At 57.2% G+C, this 15,764-nt stretch carries 11 protein-coding genes and 1 pseudogene; 4 read left to right on the top strand and 8 right to left on the bottom strand.

Annotated elements, in window-relative coordinates; translation table 11 throughout:
• Positions 1–44: 44 nt before the first annotated feature.
• Both CK910_RS17985 and sixA read right to left on the bottom strand, forming a co-directional pair.
• Positions 45–251, bottom strand: a complete 207-nt coding sequence (locus tag CK910_RS17985) for a DUF1107 domain-containing protein (protein WP_157774641.1) — start codon at positions 249–251, stop codon at positions 45–47.
• Positions 252–384: 133 nt separating this feature from the next.
• On the bottom strand, positions 385–852 hold the full coding sequence (sixA, locus tag CK910_RS17990) for a phosphohistidine phosphatase SixA (protein ID WP_043136349.1): 468 nt from the start codon (positions 850–852) through the stop codon (positions 385–387).
• Between the two features lie 162 nt (positions 853–1,014).
• On the opposite strand from sixA, the gene CK910_RS17995 reads away from it, so the two are divergent.
• Positions 1,015–3,789, top strand: a complete 2,775-nt coding sequence (locus CK910_RS17995; RefSeq protein ID WP_098984211.1) for an insulinase family protein — start codon at positions 1,015–1,017, stop codon at positions 3,787–3,789.
• A 307-nt stretch (positions 3,790–4,096) separates the two neighbouring features.
• Here CK910_RS17995 and CK910_RS18000 read toward each other — a convergent pair whose 3' ends face one another.
• A complete protein-coding gene (locus tag CK910_RS18000) occupies positions 4,097–4,744 on the bottom strand; it encodes a thiopurine S-methyltransferase (RefSeq protein WP_098984212.1) in 648 nt (215 codons plus the stop codon).
• Positions 4,745–4,962: 218 nt separating this feature from the next.
• Complete coding sequence (locus CK910_RS18005) at positions 4,963–6,336, bottom strand: leucine-rich repeat-containing protein kinase family protein (protein WP_098984213.1); 1,374 nt, start codon at positions 6,334–6,336, stop codon at positions 4,963–4,965.
• A gap of 138 nt (positions 6,337–6,474) precedes the next feature.
• Here CK910_RS18005 and CK910_RS18010 point away from each other — a divergent pair.
• Positions 6,475–6,633, top strand: a pseudogene (locus CK910_RS18010) (methylated-DNA--[protein]-cysteine S-methyltransferase); the annotation flags it as partial.
• Between the two features lie 294 nt (positions 6,634–6,927).
• On the opposite strand, the gene CK910_RS23850 reads toward CK910_RS18010, so the two are convergent.
• From CK910_RS23850 to guaB, 4 genes are all read right to left on the bottom strand, one after another.
• Positions 6,928–8,208 carry a HEPN domain-containing protein gene (locus CK910_RS23850; protein ID WP_157774642.1) on the bottom strand — a complete coding sequence of 427 codons (1,281 nt, stop codon included), beginning with the start codon at positions 8,206–8,208 and terminating at the stop codon, positions 6,928–6,930.
• A 505-nt stretch (positions 8,209–8,713) separates the two neighbouring features.
• On the bottom strand, positions 8,714–8,986 hold the full coding sequence (locus CK910_RS18015; protein ID WP_043140676.1) for a hypothetical protein: 273 nt from the start codon (positions 8,984–8,986) through the stop codon (positions 8,714–8,716).
• A 383-nt stretch (positions 8,987–9,369) separates the two neighbouring features.
• Entirely contained in the window at positions 9,370–10,950 is a 1,581-nt protein-coding gene (gene guaA / locus CK910_RS18020) for a glutamine-hydrolyzing GMP synthase (protein ID WP_098984214.1), read from the bottom strand.
• A 68-nt stretch (positions 10,951–11,018) separates the two neighbouring features.
• Positions 11,019–12,482, bottom strand: coding sequence for an IMP dehydrogenase (gene guaB / locus CK910_RS18025; RefSeq protein WP_098984215.1), 1,464 nt, complete (start codon positions 12,480–12,482; stop codon positions 11,019–11,021).
• A gap of 448 nt (positions 12,483–12,930) precedes the next feature.
• Here guaB and CK910_RS18030 point away from each other — a divergent pair, with 448 nt between their 5' ends.
• Positions 12,931–14,799 carry a potassium transporter Kup gene (locus CK910_RS18030; RefSeq protein WP_241278068.1) on the top strand — a complete coding sequence of 623 codons (1,869 nt, stop codon included), beginning with the start codon at positions 12,931–12,933 and terminating at the stop codon, positions 14,797–14,799.
• A gap of 209 nt (positions 14,800–15,008) precedes the next feature.
• Positions 15,009–15,764: an energy transducer TonB gene (locus tag CK910_RS18035; RefSeq protein WP_098984217.1), complete on the top strand. Its 756-nt coding sequence runs from the start codon at positions 15,009–15,011 to the stop codon at positions 15,762–15,764.

The raw sequence follows: 15,764 nt of genomic DNA on the forward strand, positions 1-15,764 counted from the left end.
GCACGGTGGCGGGCATGAAGCGTCTGGATGGGATAGTGAAAGTATCACACCGCATCCATGTGCAGTCTGGAGATCATGGCGTTGACCTCGACCACGGTCTGGCGGTGGGGAATGTCAGCTGGCGTTGGCATCATCAGCAAGCCTGACTGGAAATCAAAACGCCCCCTGCCGTGGATATAGATCCGTCCCTTGAAGAAGGTTTTGACATGTTTTGCCACCATCAGCGGCAGGTACTTCTTGAACACTCTCATCGTTTGCAACCTCTTGCAGTTGTATCCGTATGACAGCAGCTTCTGCGAAATAATTCCGTAAATTCTATATAAAAATCCGGAAAAATCGCGACTCTCTTCCCCAAAAAACCAATTTATAACTTTTTATTAACTTTTAGCGTATTGTATGTGGTCCTTCCAGCCAGAGCAAGACCCCCTTGTCATCTTGCCACTCGATGCAGGCCAGACCCGAGGTGGCAAACATGGGCGCACCCGCTGCCGGACAGAGGCTCTGCACCAGGTAACCCACCAGCGGCAGGTGGCTGACCATCAAAATATTGTCATGTGTTGCCGCCAACGCAGTGAGATAACTCGCGACAAACGCCGGGTCGCCATAGGGGGTGATCTCGCTGCTCTCCTCGACCCTGGCGGCCTTGGGTAATTCACTGCATATGCTCTGCCAGGTTTGTCTGGCACGCAGGTAATTGCTGTGAACCACCAAATCCAGTTCGCCATCCAGCTGAGGGGCCAGCCAACTGGCCATGTGAATGGACTCTTCGATGCCCTGCTCGGTCAGTGGACGCTGTTCATCTGTTTTCGCATTCATGCCAGCCTGGCCATGACGCATTATGTAGATTTTCATTACAACCTCGCCCAAGGGGCCTGTTTTGATAGCGGGGGGATCTTACCCCGCCATGCCGGGGGAAACAATTGCGCTACCTCTCAGAAAAGGGTTTGCCTCACTGGATAGCGGGGTCGATAATCATGTTTAAATTCAAATAAATCCAACATGAGTCACGCCCCAATGAGCCCATATGCCAGTCCTAATGACCATCGGCAGTACCACTATCTGGAGCTGGCAAACCGGCTCAGGGTCTTGTTGATCTGCGATCCCGATACCGACAAGTCTGCCGCTTCCCTGGCCGTCAACACAGGTCATTTCGACGATCCGGCCGATCGGCAGGGGATGGCTCATTTCCTTGAGCATATGCTGTTCCTTGGCACTCGTACTTATCCCAAGCCTGGTGAGTACCAGCAATTTATGAGCCGTCATGGCGGCAGCAACAATGCCTGGACAGGCACCGAGTTCACCAACTTCTTTTTCGAGATAGACAACGGCTTCTTCGAGGCCGGGCTCGACCGTTTTTCCCAGTTCTTCATCTGCCCCACCTTCACCCCCGAGTGGGTGGACAAGGAACGCAACGCGGTCGACTCCGAGTACCGCCTCAAGCTGCAGGACGATGTGCGCCGCAGCTACCAGGTACATAAAGAGACGGTCAACCCGGCCCACCCCTTCTCCAAATTCTCGGTCGGCAACCTGGATACCCTGGCGGATCTGCCCGGTCGGGATCTGCGCGCCGATCTCATCCGGTTCTACGAAGCTCACTACAGCGCGGATCGCATGGCGCTGGTGATGATTTCGCCTGAATCCATAAAGACCCAGATGGCTTGGTGCGATCGCTTTTTCGCTCCCATTTTGAATCGCAATTTGGGAATACCTACCCTGACGACCCCCCTCTATCGCCTCGACGATCTCGGCATCCGCATCCGCATCAATCCGGTCAAGGAGACCCGCAAGCTGGCGCTCACCTTCCCGCTGCCCAACGTCGACGAGTTTTATGACAAAAAACCCCTCACCTTCCTGAGCCACCTCATCGGCTATGAAGGGGATGGCAGCCTGCTCTCCCTGCTGAAAGCGAAAGGCTGGGTCAACCAGCTCTCCGCTGGGGGCGGCATCAGCGGTGCCAACTTCAAGGATTTCGGGGTGAGTTTTGGCCTCACGCCGCTCGGGCTCGAACACGTCAACGAGATAGTGGCCGCCCTGTTCGGCTACCTGAAGCTCATCGAGCGCGGCGGGGTGGAAAACTGGCGCTACGACGAGAAGCACACCGTGCTCGAGTCGGCGTTCCGCTTCCAGGAGCGGGGCCGGGCCCTCGACACCGTCTCCGGGCTGGTGTTGAACCTGTTCAGCTACACGCCCGAGGATCTGCTCTACGGCGACTACATGATGCGCGAGTACGACGAAGCGCTGATCCGCCGTCTGCTCGCCAAGCTCACGCCACACAACCTGCGCATGACCATCACGGCGCCTGAGCTGGCCACGGATCGCCTGGCCCGCTGGTATCAGACGCCCTATGGCGTCGACGTCATCACGGAGGCGGAGAAGATCCACTGGCAGCAGAGCGAGCCTGAACCGGCCCTCGCCCTGCCCTTGCCGAACCCCTTTATCAGCAGCCGGCTCGATCCGCGCCAGCCGGCGCTGCAGGCCGACATGCCCGCCTGCCTCATCGACAGGCCAGGGTTTCGGCTCTGGCATCTGCACGAGCATCAGTTCAGCGTGCCCAAGGGCAACCTCTACATCTCCATCGACAGCGAGCACGCGGTCAAAAGTCCGCGCCACATCGCCATGGCACGGCTCGCGGTGGAGCTGCTTACCGATCACCTCAACGCCCTCACCTACCCGGCTGAGCTGGCGGGGTTGGGCTACCAGATCTATGCCCACCAGGGCGGTTTTACCATCAACCTGAGCGGTTTTGCCGACAAGCAGCCGCTGCTGCTGGACATGATCCTCGGCAACCGCACCCTGGGCTATCCGGATCCGGGCCGCTTCGCCGAGATAAAGGAGCAGCTCATCCGCAACTGGGACAACCAGTCCAAGGCGCGCCCCATCTCCCAGCTGTTCAACCAGCTCACCAGCCTGTTGCAGCCGAACAATCCGCCGTTCGAGCAGTTGCTGCGCCATCTGCGCACCGTGGAGCTTGACGAGATGCCGGCGTTTGTCGCCCAGCTGTTTGGCGAGGTGCACATAGAGGCCCTGGTACACGGTGACTGGGACGCCGCCGAGGCGCTCGAACTGGCCGCCCTGCTGGAGCGCCATCTCGGTGCCAACAGCCAGCCCAGTGCCGAGACCCGCCGCCCGCTCATCGCCATCCAGGACAGGGGGACACTCATTCGCGAGCAGGGGTGTGAACACGAAGACTCGGCGCTGCTGGTCTACTACCAGTCCCGCACTACTCGGGCGCGAGATCTCGCCTGCTTCACCCTGGCCAACCACATAATGTCATCCACCTTCTTTCACGAGCTGCGCACTCGTCAGCAACTCGGCTACGTGGTGGGAGCCGGCAACCTGCCCCTCAACCGCCACCCCGGCCTCATCTTCTATATCCAGTCGCCGGTGGCAGGCCCCCAACACCTGCTCGATGCGGTGGAAGAGTTCATCGACCTCTTCCCGCTGGCCATGCTGGAGCTCACCGAGCAGCAATGGCAAGACAGCAAGGTGGGCCTGCAGGCCCAGCTGAGCGAGCGGGATGCCAACCTGCGCAGTCGCGGCCAGCGGCTCTGGGTCAGCATAGGCAACAAGGATCTGGGCTTCGATCAGCGCGAAAGGGTGTGCGAGGAGGTGGGCATGCTGAGCCGCGCCGATCTGGTGCGCTTCATCATACAGTTGCGCTCACGCACCTCGGATCGGCTGATCCTCTGCAGCTATGGCCAGGGCCACGAACACGACGAGCGCATCACGGGCCAGTTTATCGATGACCCCAGGGCGTTTCGGCTCAACGCCAGCACCTTCGAGGCCTGAGCAGGCATGCTTGCCCATCAGCCAATCCCGCCCAATAAAAAGCCGACCCCTGGGGGTCGGCTGGAAAAACCATAATCAATTGCGACCTAAGCCGCCAAAAGTGAACATGAGCGTGAAAATCAGACACTGAGTTGATGATCGGCCATATGGTTCAAACCAGAGCTCATCTGCCGATGCCAACAGTGATTGAGAAACAGGCTCATCTTAGGGATTAGCCTCCCTTGCCACGTTGATCTATGTCAAAGGAGGTAGCAAAGAGTCCGTGACCTGCGGCTTTGTCGTGCGGGATCACACTTTCAGCCGCCCCTCAGCCCCGGCGGATCAGGCGATAGGCCACTTCATCGAAGTAGGAGAGCTGGCCGGAGAGCACCCTGGGGTGATCCACCTCTGCGGCCCTGCCCAGCACCTCCACCCGAAAATCGCGCTCAAACAGGGTGCGCACTTCCATCTCCCCCACCGAGAAGGGCGGCTGTTTCTGCTGCTCCGGCTGATATTCCAGGGTCACCAGCAAGATCTGGCCACCGGTTACCATCAGGCGGCTCATCAGCTCCGCATACTGGTGGCGCATCTGCGTCGGCAAGGCGATCAGGGCGGCCCTGTCATAGGCCAGCCGATAGCGACGCCCCAGCTCGGGGGCGGCAAAGAAATCCCCCTGATGAATGCGCAGGGAGCCGTGCTGATGACACTGATAGGAGCCCAGCTCGCTGAGAGTATCGGTGAGCTGGTTTTCACTGAAAAACTGCTCGATGGCGAGCGCCGAGAGCTCGAAGCCATCGATGGGGTGGCCCAGGCCATTGAGCCAGAGCATGTCGCGGGATTTGCCGCACAGGGGCACCAGCACGGGTTCATCCTGTTGCTGGGCAGACCACCAGGATTGCAGCCAGCGATTGAAGTCTGCCTGATGAAAGCCAATCCGGTTCTCTTCCCAACGCTGATGCCAAAACGCAGCTTCCATCCTAATACCCCTGTTATCTGAAGATGCCTCAATATCACAACTTAACCCGGCGCACGCAAGCCTTGCACCGGGCCTATGGGTGATTTTTGCCAGAAAAACGATTGCAACATGAAAAGACGCTCCAAGGCGCCTTTTTGACATCTTTGTGTCATGAGGATGTGCTGCGTGCTGTGCAACCCCTGTTCGCCGCCCGTCAGATGCCCGCTAATCGCACAGGCTCAGGCACAGACGGGCTCGGCCGCCATCATGGCCGCCACTGCCGTTATCCTGGCCGAGATCTGCGCGAACGAGGGTCGCTGCAACACCTGCTCGCAGAGACATGCCCGAGCCAGCAGAATGAGATCCTGCAGCGCCTCGCTCTGCGGCTGGCAGCGCGCCAGCAACTCGTCCAGCAGGCAACCAAAGGCCCTCACCTCTATCCGCTCCAGCCCCTCGGCCAGCACGCATTTCGTGCGGTCGTAGCAAGAGGCCGCGCCAAAATCGCCGAGCAGCACCCGGCCCTTCCCTTGCAAGGAGTGCAGTATGTTATGGCCATAGAGATCGCCATGCATGATACCTCGCTCATGCAGGTGCCCCGCGGCAGCCGCTATGCCCTGCGCCATGGCAATCAGGGTGGTCGGAGTGAACGACAACCCTGCCGGATAGACGTCGCGAGTGCAGGAGTCCAGGCTCGGCGGCCCCGCCAGATTGGCAAACGTTGGGTCTATCAGCGCCATCACCAACGCCGGCATGCCGGAGGGGTGATCCACCACCTTCCCCAACACCCTGATGAGGTTGGGATGGTTGCCGGCCGCCAGTGACGCCGCCATCTCGCAGTGAGGCAAGCCATCACTGGTCACGGCCCCCTTGAACAGCTTGACCGCCACCGCCTGCGGTTCATCACCCTGCAATCCGTCGCAAGTGATGCGGGTAGCACTATGGATCACGCCAGAGGCCCCCTGCCCCAGCAGCTCACCCAACTCAAGCGCCCGCCACGGCACAGTGGCGATATGAGCCACATGATCCACATCGATGGCCCGCGCCTCCTCCCCCTCACTAAAGGGGTTGCCGGAATAGGCGAGCCAGGAAAGGCGCGGCAGCGTGAGCAGCCAGCCGGGGAATGTCTCGAGCCGGTTGGCGGCGATGCGCAGCAGTTCCAGATTACGGCAGTTGGCAAGGCTGGCAGGCAGCTCACGCAGGCGATTGCCCGCCAGCATCAGCTTTTGCAGGGCGGCGCACTGACCCAACTCATCGGGCAACTGTTCGATGGCGTTGTCAGTCAGGATCAGCCAGCGCAAGCCCACTGGCAGCGACGCTGCGGAAACCGTGGCGATCCGGTTGGCCTTGAAGCCCACCATGGTGAGTGCCGGGCAGCGCCCCAGCACCTCGGGCAACTCGGTGAAACGGTTCTCGGAGAAGAAAATGATGCGCAGTTTGCTGAAACCGGCCAGCTCGTCAGGAAGCTCACTTAACTGGTTGCCGGTGAGATCCAGCACCTCCAGCGTCTCTTTAAGGCTCAGGATCTCGGGTGGGAACTCCGTCAGATTTTCACAAAGCTTCAGATGGCGGGCGCCGCACAGTTCACCCGCGCGCAGCTGTTCCAGGGTATGCATAACCGTTTCTCAATCTTGTCGTGGTCCTGCTTAGCGACACTAAGCAGACCATATGGCATCGCCGGACATGGGCCCGGCGGTGATAAAGGGGGGCATTATAGAAAATTGGGATCGAGATCGCCTGTTTTGTTACAGATGGCCGCCAGAGCCATCGGCCTCGTGGTGGGCGCCAACCCCGTCGCCTTTGTCATCCCCTGCCACCGGGTCATCCAACAAAACGGCAAACTCGGCGGCTATCACTGGGGCGAGACCCGCAAACAGGCGATACACGCTTGGGAAGCGGCGAGGTATGAGTGAACGTGGCCTTTCTCTGCTCACCCTGATGGGAGGCAAAACAGGAGTGTTGGTTGTGAGTCAGCAGACAATCAGGTAGCGCCAGACAAGCGTGCGGCGATATAAAACGGGAACATTAGAAGAGTCGGGGCGCAGATCGCCCCTTTTGTTGCTTTGGCGAGGCTCGGCCCCAACTGATTGACGAAACACTTAGGGTACAAGAAGCCCAGCGCATTGCACTGTTTGCAGTGCGGCTTTTGTGCAATGTTAAGATGCACGAAATTAGCGGTGCAATCTCATGGCACCCTACGGCACTTGTCAGGCATTTTTTCCAATCAATTCTATTTCTTCTTGAATAACTCTATTGGTCATCCATTGAAGCTTATGGAAAAGTCCACGCTCATACCGGCTTAATTGTGATTTGCCTCTATGGACAATTCTAGACCTTATATCGTAGATCTTTTTAAAGTCATCGAGTATCTCCTCTCTTTGTGAGTGTGTATTACCAATTAAGTATGCACACCGATTTCTCAACAGCTCACCTAAACCCATCAAGTCTGAAACAGACTTCTCACCAAGAAGAATCTCGAGGGATACTGTTGTTTGAATAAACGACAGCAGCTCATTGTTGCCACAATAACTATCAAATAACCATTTCCCTGCAAGCCTTAATTTCTCAGCCTCTTCTCTAGAAAGAGCCTTAGATATCAAGCTTAAACGATTTAATATGAAACCATTTTTTTTCTCATCGGTATTCAACGAACCGTCTAAATCATCTAACCGAAGATCTGATATTGTTTTACTGACATCTCTATCTAATTCATTACTATCTTCAACAGTCCAAACATCGGTTTCTTTATGTATATAAAATCGGCTCTTGATTGTACTTGATGAATATGAATAGCTAACTTTTAAAGCTCGCATTGCGAGCATTAAGCCGAGAAATGACTTAAATGTATCAACAGCTCTATTCTCAGGTGTAGTAGTAACATATTTACCAACGAAACCACTCGCCGTTATCTGTACATACAAAGAGTTTTCTTTCCATTCTGCATGTCCAGCCAATCCTAGCAATCCACCACCATGTAAATATCTATCTCGATTAGGGATACCAGAGTTAAGAGGAAATTTATCGACCAGTTCTCCACGAGCTTTTAATAATTTTATATCGGGAGCTATTGCTATCACTTCCTCAGTCAAAAAATCTGTGATTGAAGTCCCAAGATTGAATGTAAAAGCATACCTCCAGGGTAGACTATCAAATTTATCGACCAAATTACTTGCAACTAAGGATAAATCATTGAAGCCTTCAAGAATGGTTAACGGTTCATCAGGATGAGTGGAATCATATTCTCCGATTTCATCAGCTATTTTGGATAGTTCCCCATAAACAAAATCAAATAATGGACTTTCCGATATATAGTTTTCTAGTTCAGATTTTATATTACCAGTATTTGGCAAGATTGATTCTAAATCAAAAATCTTGTATAGACTTGAACGTTCAACGAATGACAAATTCCTGAGTCTTACATCAGCCAACACTATAGAAAGCTGGCTTTTTAAACGTTGCTTGCATCCATCATGTAAATTTATTGGCATTTATATTCCTTTAATTAACTTGTCGAGCTGAATGTTATTTTTAAAATGGTGCAAGACCATTAATTTCCGTTGAAAGAGCTTTCAGTTGATTAGCTATATCAAGGAAACGTCCTTGTCGTTTTAGCCATGATCCACTTGATGAAAGTCGTTCAGCACCTATTGCATCAAGTGCCGCTCGTTTAGACGCTTGGCTCTCGTGTGCTGTAAAATTCCTCAAGGTTGTAAGACACTCAAGCGAGACTATACATCTACAGTCTATTCCTGATCAGCGGCATCCATTGTCAAATGGCAATCCTAGCGAGCGATATAAGCAAGAAAAAGAATTGAATGACAGTTTCCTGAGCAAGATCAACAAATTAATCGATAAATTTCCATGCTGACAGCGCATCAGAGGCGCTGGATTGTAGATAAAGAAAAGACGCCCTAAGGCGTCTTTCTTACTGGTGGGTGTTGGGGCCAACCGGTTGGACGCTCTACGCCCTCCCCGCCTTGCCCCGCTACCTGATCAGATCGGGGTGATGGAGGTGATATGAGCAGAGCCATCCAGAGACTGGAAGATCTGCACCACGGCTTCCCCGTGGATCGGGTTGGGCAGCGGCACCGTGGTTTTGCATTTGAAACGGTAGTTGGTGCCAGCCACCACCTGGGTGGAGACTTCAAACGGCTGGTACTGCACCCCGACAAATCCTTTCAGTGCCAGGTCAAATACCGCCTGATCTTTTGCGCTCAGCTTGTGGTATGCGGTCCATCCACCCAACAACACTGCTTGTTCTGACATAACAAACCCTCCGTGATCTCTTGTCCCTACTCGTTTGGCTGTTCGGGTTCCGCCCCGTTTATTCAAGTGGTGTCCGGACTCCACCGGGGGCCATACCGACCATGTATCAGTATGTCCGATGCCGGCAGCGTGAATGAAGGCCTGCTGGCACCCTGCTTCCCCTCTTGCCACGGCCGCCGCCTTACAGCACCGGTCTCAATTGGCATGGCAGAGCCTAGTGCGAGATCCATAAAACACCTCCTGTCATATCTGACAGGGGCAAGGGGGCGAGAAAGCGGCTAGCGAGCGGAAAATTGAGGCGCAAACGATTGGAAAAAGAAAAGACGCCGCAAGGGCGTCTTTTTTGCATTTTTATACTCGAAAGGCAGAAGGGCGTTAGCCGCTTATTCCCATTCGATGGTTGCGGGCGGCTTGCCGGAGACGTCGTACACCACGCGGGAGATGCCGTTGATCTCGTTGATGATGCGGTTCGACACATGACCCAGGAAGTCATAGGGCAGATGGGCCCAGTGAGCTGTCATGAAGTCGATGGTCTCGACGGCGCGCAGGGCAATAACCCAGTCGTACTTGCGACCATCTCCCATGACGCCGACGGAGCGCACCGGCAGGAAGACGGCGAACGCCTGGCTGACCTGGTTGTAGAGGTCGGCCTTACGCAGCTCTTCGATAAAGACCGCATCGGCTTTGCGCAGCAGATCGCAGTACTCTTTCTTCACTTCGCCAAGCACGCGCACACCCAGACCCGGACCCGGGAAGGGGTGACGGTAGAGCATGTCATAGGGCAGACCCAGCTCCAGACCGACGCGGCGCACTTCGTCCTTGAACAGCTCGCGCAGCGGCTCGACCAGACCCATCTTCATCTCGGCCGGCAGGCCGCCGACGTTGTGGTGGGACTTGATGACATGGGCCTTGCCGGTCTTGCTGGCGGCCGATTCGATCACGTCCGGATAGATGGTGCCTTGCGCCAGCCAGCGGGCGTTTTTCAGCTTCTTGGCTTCGTCGTCGAACACCTCGACGAAGACGCGGCCGATGATCTTGCGCTTGGCTTCCGGCTCATCTTCGCCCGCCAGGGCGGAGAGGAAGCGCTCCTCGGCTTCAACCTTGATGATGTTGAGACCAAAGTGATCGCCAAACATCTCCATCACCTGCTCGCCTTCGTTCAGGCGCAGCAGACCGTTGTCGACGAAGACGCAGGTCAGGCGCTCGCCGATGGCACGGTGTACCAGCATGGCGACCACGGAGGAGTCGACACCGCCTGAGAGGCCCAGGATCACCTCATCGTCACCCACCTGCTCACGGATGCGGGCAACGGCGTCGTCGATGATGGTGGCCGGGGTCCACAGGCATTCGCAGCCGCAGATGTCCTTGACGAAGTGCTCCAGCATGCGGGCACCCTGACGGGTGTGGGTCACTTCCGGGTGGAACTGCACGCCGTAGAAGCCCTTGGCCTCGCACGCCATGGCGGCATGGGGGCAGGTGGCGGTCTGGGCTATGGTGGTGAAGTCGGCCGGGATGGTGGTGACCTTGTCGCCGTGGCTCATCCAGACGTCCAGCAGCGCATTGCCGTTGGGGGCGATGGCATCTTCGATGTTGCGCAGCAGGGCATTGGTCTGGCCCAGCACTTCCACCTGGGCATAACCGAATTCACGTTCGGTGGAGGATTGCACCTTGCCACCCAGCTGCTCGGCCATGGTCTGCATGCCGTAGCAAATACCGAACACCGGCACACCGGCGTTGAACACATAGGCGGGGGCACGGGGACTGCCGGCCTCGGTCACGGATTCCGGGCCGCCGGAGAGTATGATGCCGTTGGGATTGAATTCGCGGATCTGCTCTTCGGTCACGTCCCAGGCCCACAGTTCGCAGTAGACGCCGATTTCCCGGACACGGCGGGCAATAAGCTGGGTGTACTGGGAACCGAAGTCCAGGATCAGGATACGGTGCTGGTGAATGTCTTTAGTCATTTTATTCCTGCATCAGGCTGGTGTGGGGATAAAAACTGGTGGAGAAACGGGGCCGCAGCCCCGTTTTATCAGCCCATCCGATAGTTGGGGGCTTCTTTGGTAATGGTCACATCGTGGACGTGGGACTCTTTCATCCCGGCACCCGAGATGCGCACGAACTCAGCCTTGGTGCGCATGTCGTCTATGGTGGCGCAGCCGGTCAATCCCATGGAGGAGCGCAGGCCGCCCATCTGCTGGTGAATGATCTCTTTGAGGCGGCCCTTGTAGGGTACGCGCCCTTCGATCCCTTCCGGCACCAGCTTGTCGGCGGCGTTGTCGGTCTGGAAGTAACGGTCGCTTGAGCCCTTGGACATGGCGCCCAGAGAACCCATGCCACGGTAGGACTTGAAGGAGCGGCCCTGATAGAGCTCGATGTCACCCGGTGCCTCTTCGGTACCGGCAAACATGGAGCCCACCATGACGCAGCTGGCGCCAGCGGCGATGGCCTTGGCCACGTCGCCGGAGAAGCGGATGCCGCCATCGGCAATCACGGGCACGCCAGTGCCTTCCAGCGCGTCAACAGCGTCGGAGATGGCAGTGATTTGGGGCACGCCGACACCGGTCACGATGCGGGTCGTACAGATGGAGCCAGGGCCGATACCAACCTTGACCGCATTGACACCAGCGGCGACCAGCGCCAGGGCGCCAGAGGCGGTGGCCACGTTGCCACCTATGATTTGCAGGTCAGGATAGGCATCGCGGGTCGCCTTGATGCGATCCAGCACGCCCTGGGAGTGGCCGTGGGAGGAGTCAATCAGCAGCACGTCCACACCGGCTTCCACCAGGGCGGCGACGCGCTCTTCGTTGCCGGCACCGGCACCGACGGCAGCACCGACACGCAGGCGGCCACGCTCGTCTTTACAGGCGTTCGGCTTGCGCTCGGCTTTCTGGAAGTCTTTGACGGTGATCATGCCCTTGAGTTTGAAATCGGCGTTGACCACCAGCACCTTCTCGATACGGTGCTTCTGCATCAGGGCAACCACCTCTTCACGAGGGGCCCCTTCACGCACGGTCACCAGACGATCTTTCTGGGTCATGATCTGTTCGACTGTCTGGGAGAGATCGATCACGAAGCGCACGTCGCGGCCGGTGATGATACCGACCAGCAGGTTGCCCTCGGTCACAACCGGGTAGCCGGCGAAGCCATTCTTGTGGCTCAGCTCCTTGACCTGGGCAATGGTCATGTCAGGACGTACTGTGACGGGGTCGGTGACCACGCCGCTCTCGTACTTCTTGACCTTGCGCACTTCTGCAGCCTGCTGCTCGATGGACATGTTCTTGTGGATAAAGCCGATACCGCCTTCCTGGGCCAGTGCGATAGCCAGACGGGCTTCGGTCACTGTGTCCATGGCAGCGGAAATCATTGGGATATTCAGGCTGATAGAGGAGGTCAGCTTGGTACGCAGATCGGCAGTATTGGGAAGAACATCGGAGTGGGCGGGAACCAACAGTACATCGTCGAAGGTTAACGCTTCTTTGGCAATCCTGAGCATGGCAATATCTCACCGTTGAGGAAGTGGGGGTGTAAAATATTGCCGACGAAGTTTACTCACCGATTGGTCACTGGTAAAGAAGTTTTTTGAATTTTTTATGGCGTAGCCCGTGTTTGACGTGCCAAAAGGCCAAAAAAACAAGATTATCAGTCCTAAACAGGCACTTTGGGGGTAGAAGAGTTGCCAGACTGCGGTTTTATGCAAAGAGGCCCCCTGCTCAGTCACCAACCCGGATCCCGAGGTCACATCCTCGCTTGCCAAGACACTCGCCCAGGCACTCATATTGACGCGACTCAGGCAGTTCTGACATGGCCGAGGCAACGCATGGTGGCAGGCAGATCAGCCGGATCCGATGCCATGGGGAATATCGAGATGTCCGACACTGTGTTCACTTTGGCCAAACCTCGCGTATCATGATTAACAGTCTGAATTGAAATGGAATTTCATGATGAGCAACGGACATCATCAAGGACGCATGGCCATTACTCTGGCGGCATTGGGGGTCGTCTACGGCGACCTTGGCACCAGCCCGCTCTACGCCTTGAAGGAGAGCTTTGCCGGGCATATTGGCCTGCAGCCGACCCCTGACGACATCCTGTCGATCATCTCCCTCTTTTTTTGGACCATCATGATCGTGGTCTCATTTAAATATGTCTTGCTGGTATTGAGGGCTGATGACAAGGGTGAAGGGGGCATCTTGACCCTGGCTTCCCTGGCCTCACGCCGCCTGTCGCCCAAGGCTCGATCCCTGGCCATGTTGCTGGGGCTGATCGGGGTGGGCTTGTTCATCGGGGATGCGGTGATCACACCCGCGATTTCGGTGCTGTCTGCCGTCGAGGGCCTGCAGGTGGTTGCCCCCGAACTGGCCTCTTTCGTCTTGCCCATAACCCTCATAGTGCTGGTGATACTGTTTGGCATTCAGCATTACGGCACGGCAGGAATAGGCCGACTCTTCGGCCCCATCATGTTGCTCTGGTTTGGCGTGCTGGCAGGACTCGGGGCAAAGGAAATTGTGCAAAATCCGGCCATCCTGCAGGCCATCAATCCCCTCTATGCCCTTGATTTCATGTTCAGCCGGCCAGGTGTGGCCTTCATCACCCTGGGCGCTGTCGTGCTCTGCGTCACCGGTACTGAGGCGCTTTACGCCGACATGGGCCATTTTGGCCGAGGCGCGATCCGGCTGGCATGGGGCTCTCTGGTGATGCCGTCCCTGCTGCTCAACTATTTTGGCCAGGGGGCGCTGCTGCTGCGCCGTCCTGACGCCATTGAAAACCCATTCTATCTGCTCGCCCCCACCTGGATGGCCATACCCTTATTGATCCTGGCGACCATGGCGACTGTCATCGCGTCCCAGGCCGTCATATCCGGTACTTACTCTGTCGTACGCCAGGCGATCCTGCTCGGGTATCTGCCACGCCAGGAGATCCGCCATACCTCCGAGCATGAGATTGGCCAGATCTACCTGCCAGTGGTGAACTGGCTGCTGCTGGCCGGCATAGTGCTGGTGATATTCTGGTTCAGAAGCTCCAGCAATCTGGCCGCCGCCTATGGCATAGCGGTGACAGGCACCATGGCGATCACCACCCTGTTGCTGATGGTGGTCGCCGCCCATCGCTGGAAATGGCCAACCTGGCTGATCGTGATCGCGGGCGCCCCTCTCCTGCTGGTCGATGTCACCTTCTTTGCCGCCAATACCACCAAGTTCCTGGCCGGCGGCTGGTTGCCCATCCTGTTTGCGCTGTTGACCATAGTGGTGATGACCACCTGGAAGCGGGGTCGCGAGCTGGTTCTCGACAAGCTTGAGCACAAGTCACTGGCGCTGAAAGGGTTTGTCGACAACATGCTGGCTCATCCACCACTGCAGGTACCGGGGACGGCCGTGTTCCTCTCCAAGTCGGTGCAGGTGGTGCCCCACGCCATGTTGCACAACCTCAAACACAACAAGATCCTGCACGAGCGGGTCATTTTTCTGACCATACAGATAAAGGATGAGCCCTGGTTGTCCTTCAAGGAGCGCATCCTTCTCACCCACCTCGGGGAGGGGTTCTGGCAGGTCGTGGCGCACTTTGGTTACAAGGAAGTCCCTTCCATAGAAGAGATCTTCCAAGCCTGTGCCCAGCAAGATCTGAAGGTCTCCATGCGCGATGCCTCCTTCTTCCTCTCTCACGAAAATCTGGTCAGTACCGACCTGCCCGGCATGGCGCGCTGGCGGGAAGGCTTGTTCGTCTGGATGAATCGCAACTCCCTCAAGGCGACCGACTTCTTCCATATCCCGGCCAACCGGGTGGTGGAGCTGGGGGTTCTGCTGGAGCTGTGACTGATAGCCCGGCGCCCGATGCACACCTCCAGATAGCACTCGACCCAGTTCACCCGGCCAGCATCTGGCGGTTGTCTCACTCGATTAAAATGCGATTGATAATGGTTGTTGTTTGTGATTGGCATCATCAGGCATGCTAGTGCCCTGTACTGGCTCTACCACACTAGCCGTTTGAGTATGAACATGAAGATTTGGAATGGAGGGCAGTGATGGAAGCCTGCAGCCCGAGGCCACCACTGCCCACCGCACACCCAGGATCCGCCCGCCTCGCTTGCCTTGCCATCGCGGTCGTCCTGCATCTTGCCGCCTTCTGGTGGCTCTATGAACACCAGCCTGCGCCCATCACCCCGCCCCTGCCGCTGACCCTGTCGGCCCGCTGGGTCGGTGAGGCCAGCGCCAATGACGCACCGGCCAAGGCGCCGGCGGCCACCCCTGCGCCGCCCGTGGTCAAAAAGCCGGTGCCGGTTCAAAAGAAGGTCGTTAAAAAACCGGTCAAAAAACCCATTCCCAAACCCGCGCCCAGGGTACCGGCGCCGCCAACGCCCAAGGCCACCCAGGTGGCCAGGGCAGAACCGGTCGCGGCGCCCTCGGCCCCCGCCACGCCGGTGGCGGCCAATGCCCAGCAGGGCGGCAGTGGCACAGCGCCGGTCAAATCCCGGCAGAGCGGCAGCGGGGCTGGCAGCAGCGCCCCCATCGCCCGCGATGCGCGGTTGAACAACCCTGAGCCACCCTACCCCTATGAATCAAGAAGACGGGGTGAGGAGGGGCGCGTCATCCTGAATGTGCTGGTGGCGGCCGATGGCACCGCCTCCTCGGTGGAGGTAGACAAGGGCAGCGGTTATCGGCGGCTGGACATGACGGCGCGCAAGACGGTCAGTCGCTGGCGCTTTATTCCCGCCAAACAGAACAATGCGGCCGTCGAGGCCTGGGCAAAGGTCACCATCATTTTTAAATTAAGGGCTTGA

This window comes from Aeromonas sp. CA23, assembly GCF_002587065.1.
Classification (GTDB): Bacteria; Pseudomonadota; Gammaproteobacteria; order Enterobacterales; family Aeromonadaceae; genus Aeromonas; species Aeromonas bestiarum.

Bases quoted from the DNA above. Each gene is read 5' to 3' on its own strand.
- sixA (WP_043136349.1), bottom strand. From the start codon at position 852: ATGAAAATCTACATAATGCGTCATGGCCAGGCTGGCATGAATGCGAAA.
- CK910_RS18005 (WP_098984213.1), bottom strand. From the start codon at position 6,336: ATGCATACCCTGGAACAGCTGCGCGCGGGTGAACTGTGCGGCGCCCGC.
- CK910_RS17985 (WP_157774641.1), bottom strand. From the start codon at position 251: ATGAGAGTGTTCAAGAAGTACCTGCCGCTGATGGTGGCAAAACATGTC.
- CK910_RS17995 (WP_098984211.1), top strand. From the start codon at position 1,015: ATGAGCCCATATGCCAGTCCTAATGACCATCGGCAGTACCACTATCTG.
- CK910_RS23850 (WP_157774642.1), bottom strand. From the start codon at position 8,208: ATGCCAATAAATTTACATGATGGATGCAAGCAACGTTTAAAAAGCCAG.
- guaA (WP_098984214.1), bottom strand. From the start codon at position 10,950: ATGACTAAAGACATTCACCAGCACCGTATCCTGATCCTGGACTTCGGT.
- guaB (WP_098984215.1), bottom strand. From the start codon at position 12,482: ATGCTCAGGATTGCCAAAGAAGCGTTAACCTTCGACGATGTACTGTTG.
- CK910_RS18030 (WP_241278068.1), top strand. From the start codon at position 12,931: ATGAGCAACGGACATCATCAAGGACGCATGGCCATTACTCTGGCGGCA.
- CK910_RS18035 (WP_098984217.1), top strand. From the start codon at position 15,009: ATGGAAGCCTGCAGCCCGAGGCCACCACTGCCCACCGCACACCCAGGA.
- CK910_RS18015 (WP_043140676.1), bottom strand. From the start codon at position 8,986: ATGTCAGAACAAGCAGTGTTGTTGGGTGGATGGACCGCATACCACAAG.
- CK910_RS18000 (WP_098984212.1), bottom strand. From the start codon at position 4,744: ATGGAAGCTGCGTTTTGGCATCAGCGTTGGGAAGAGAACCGGATTGGC.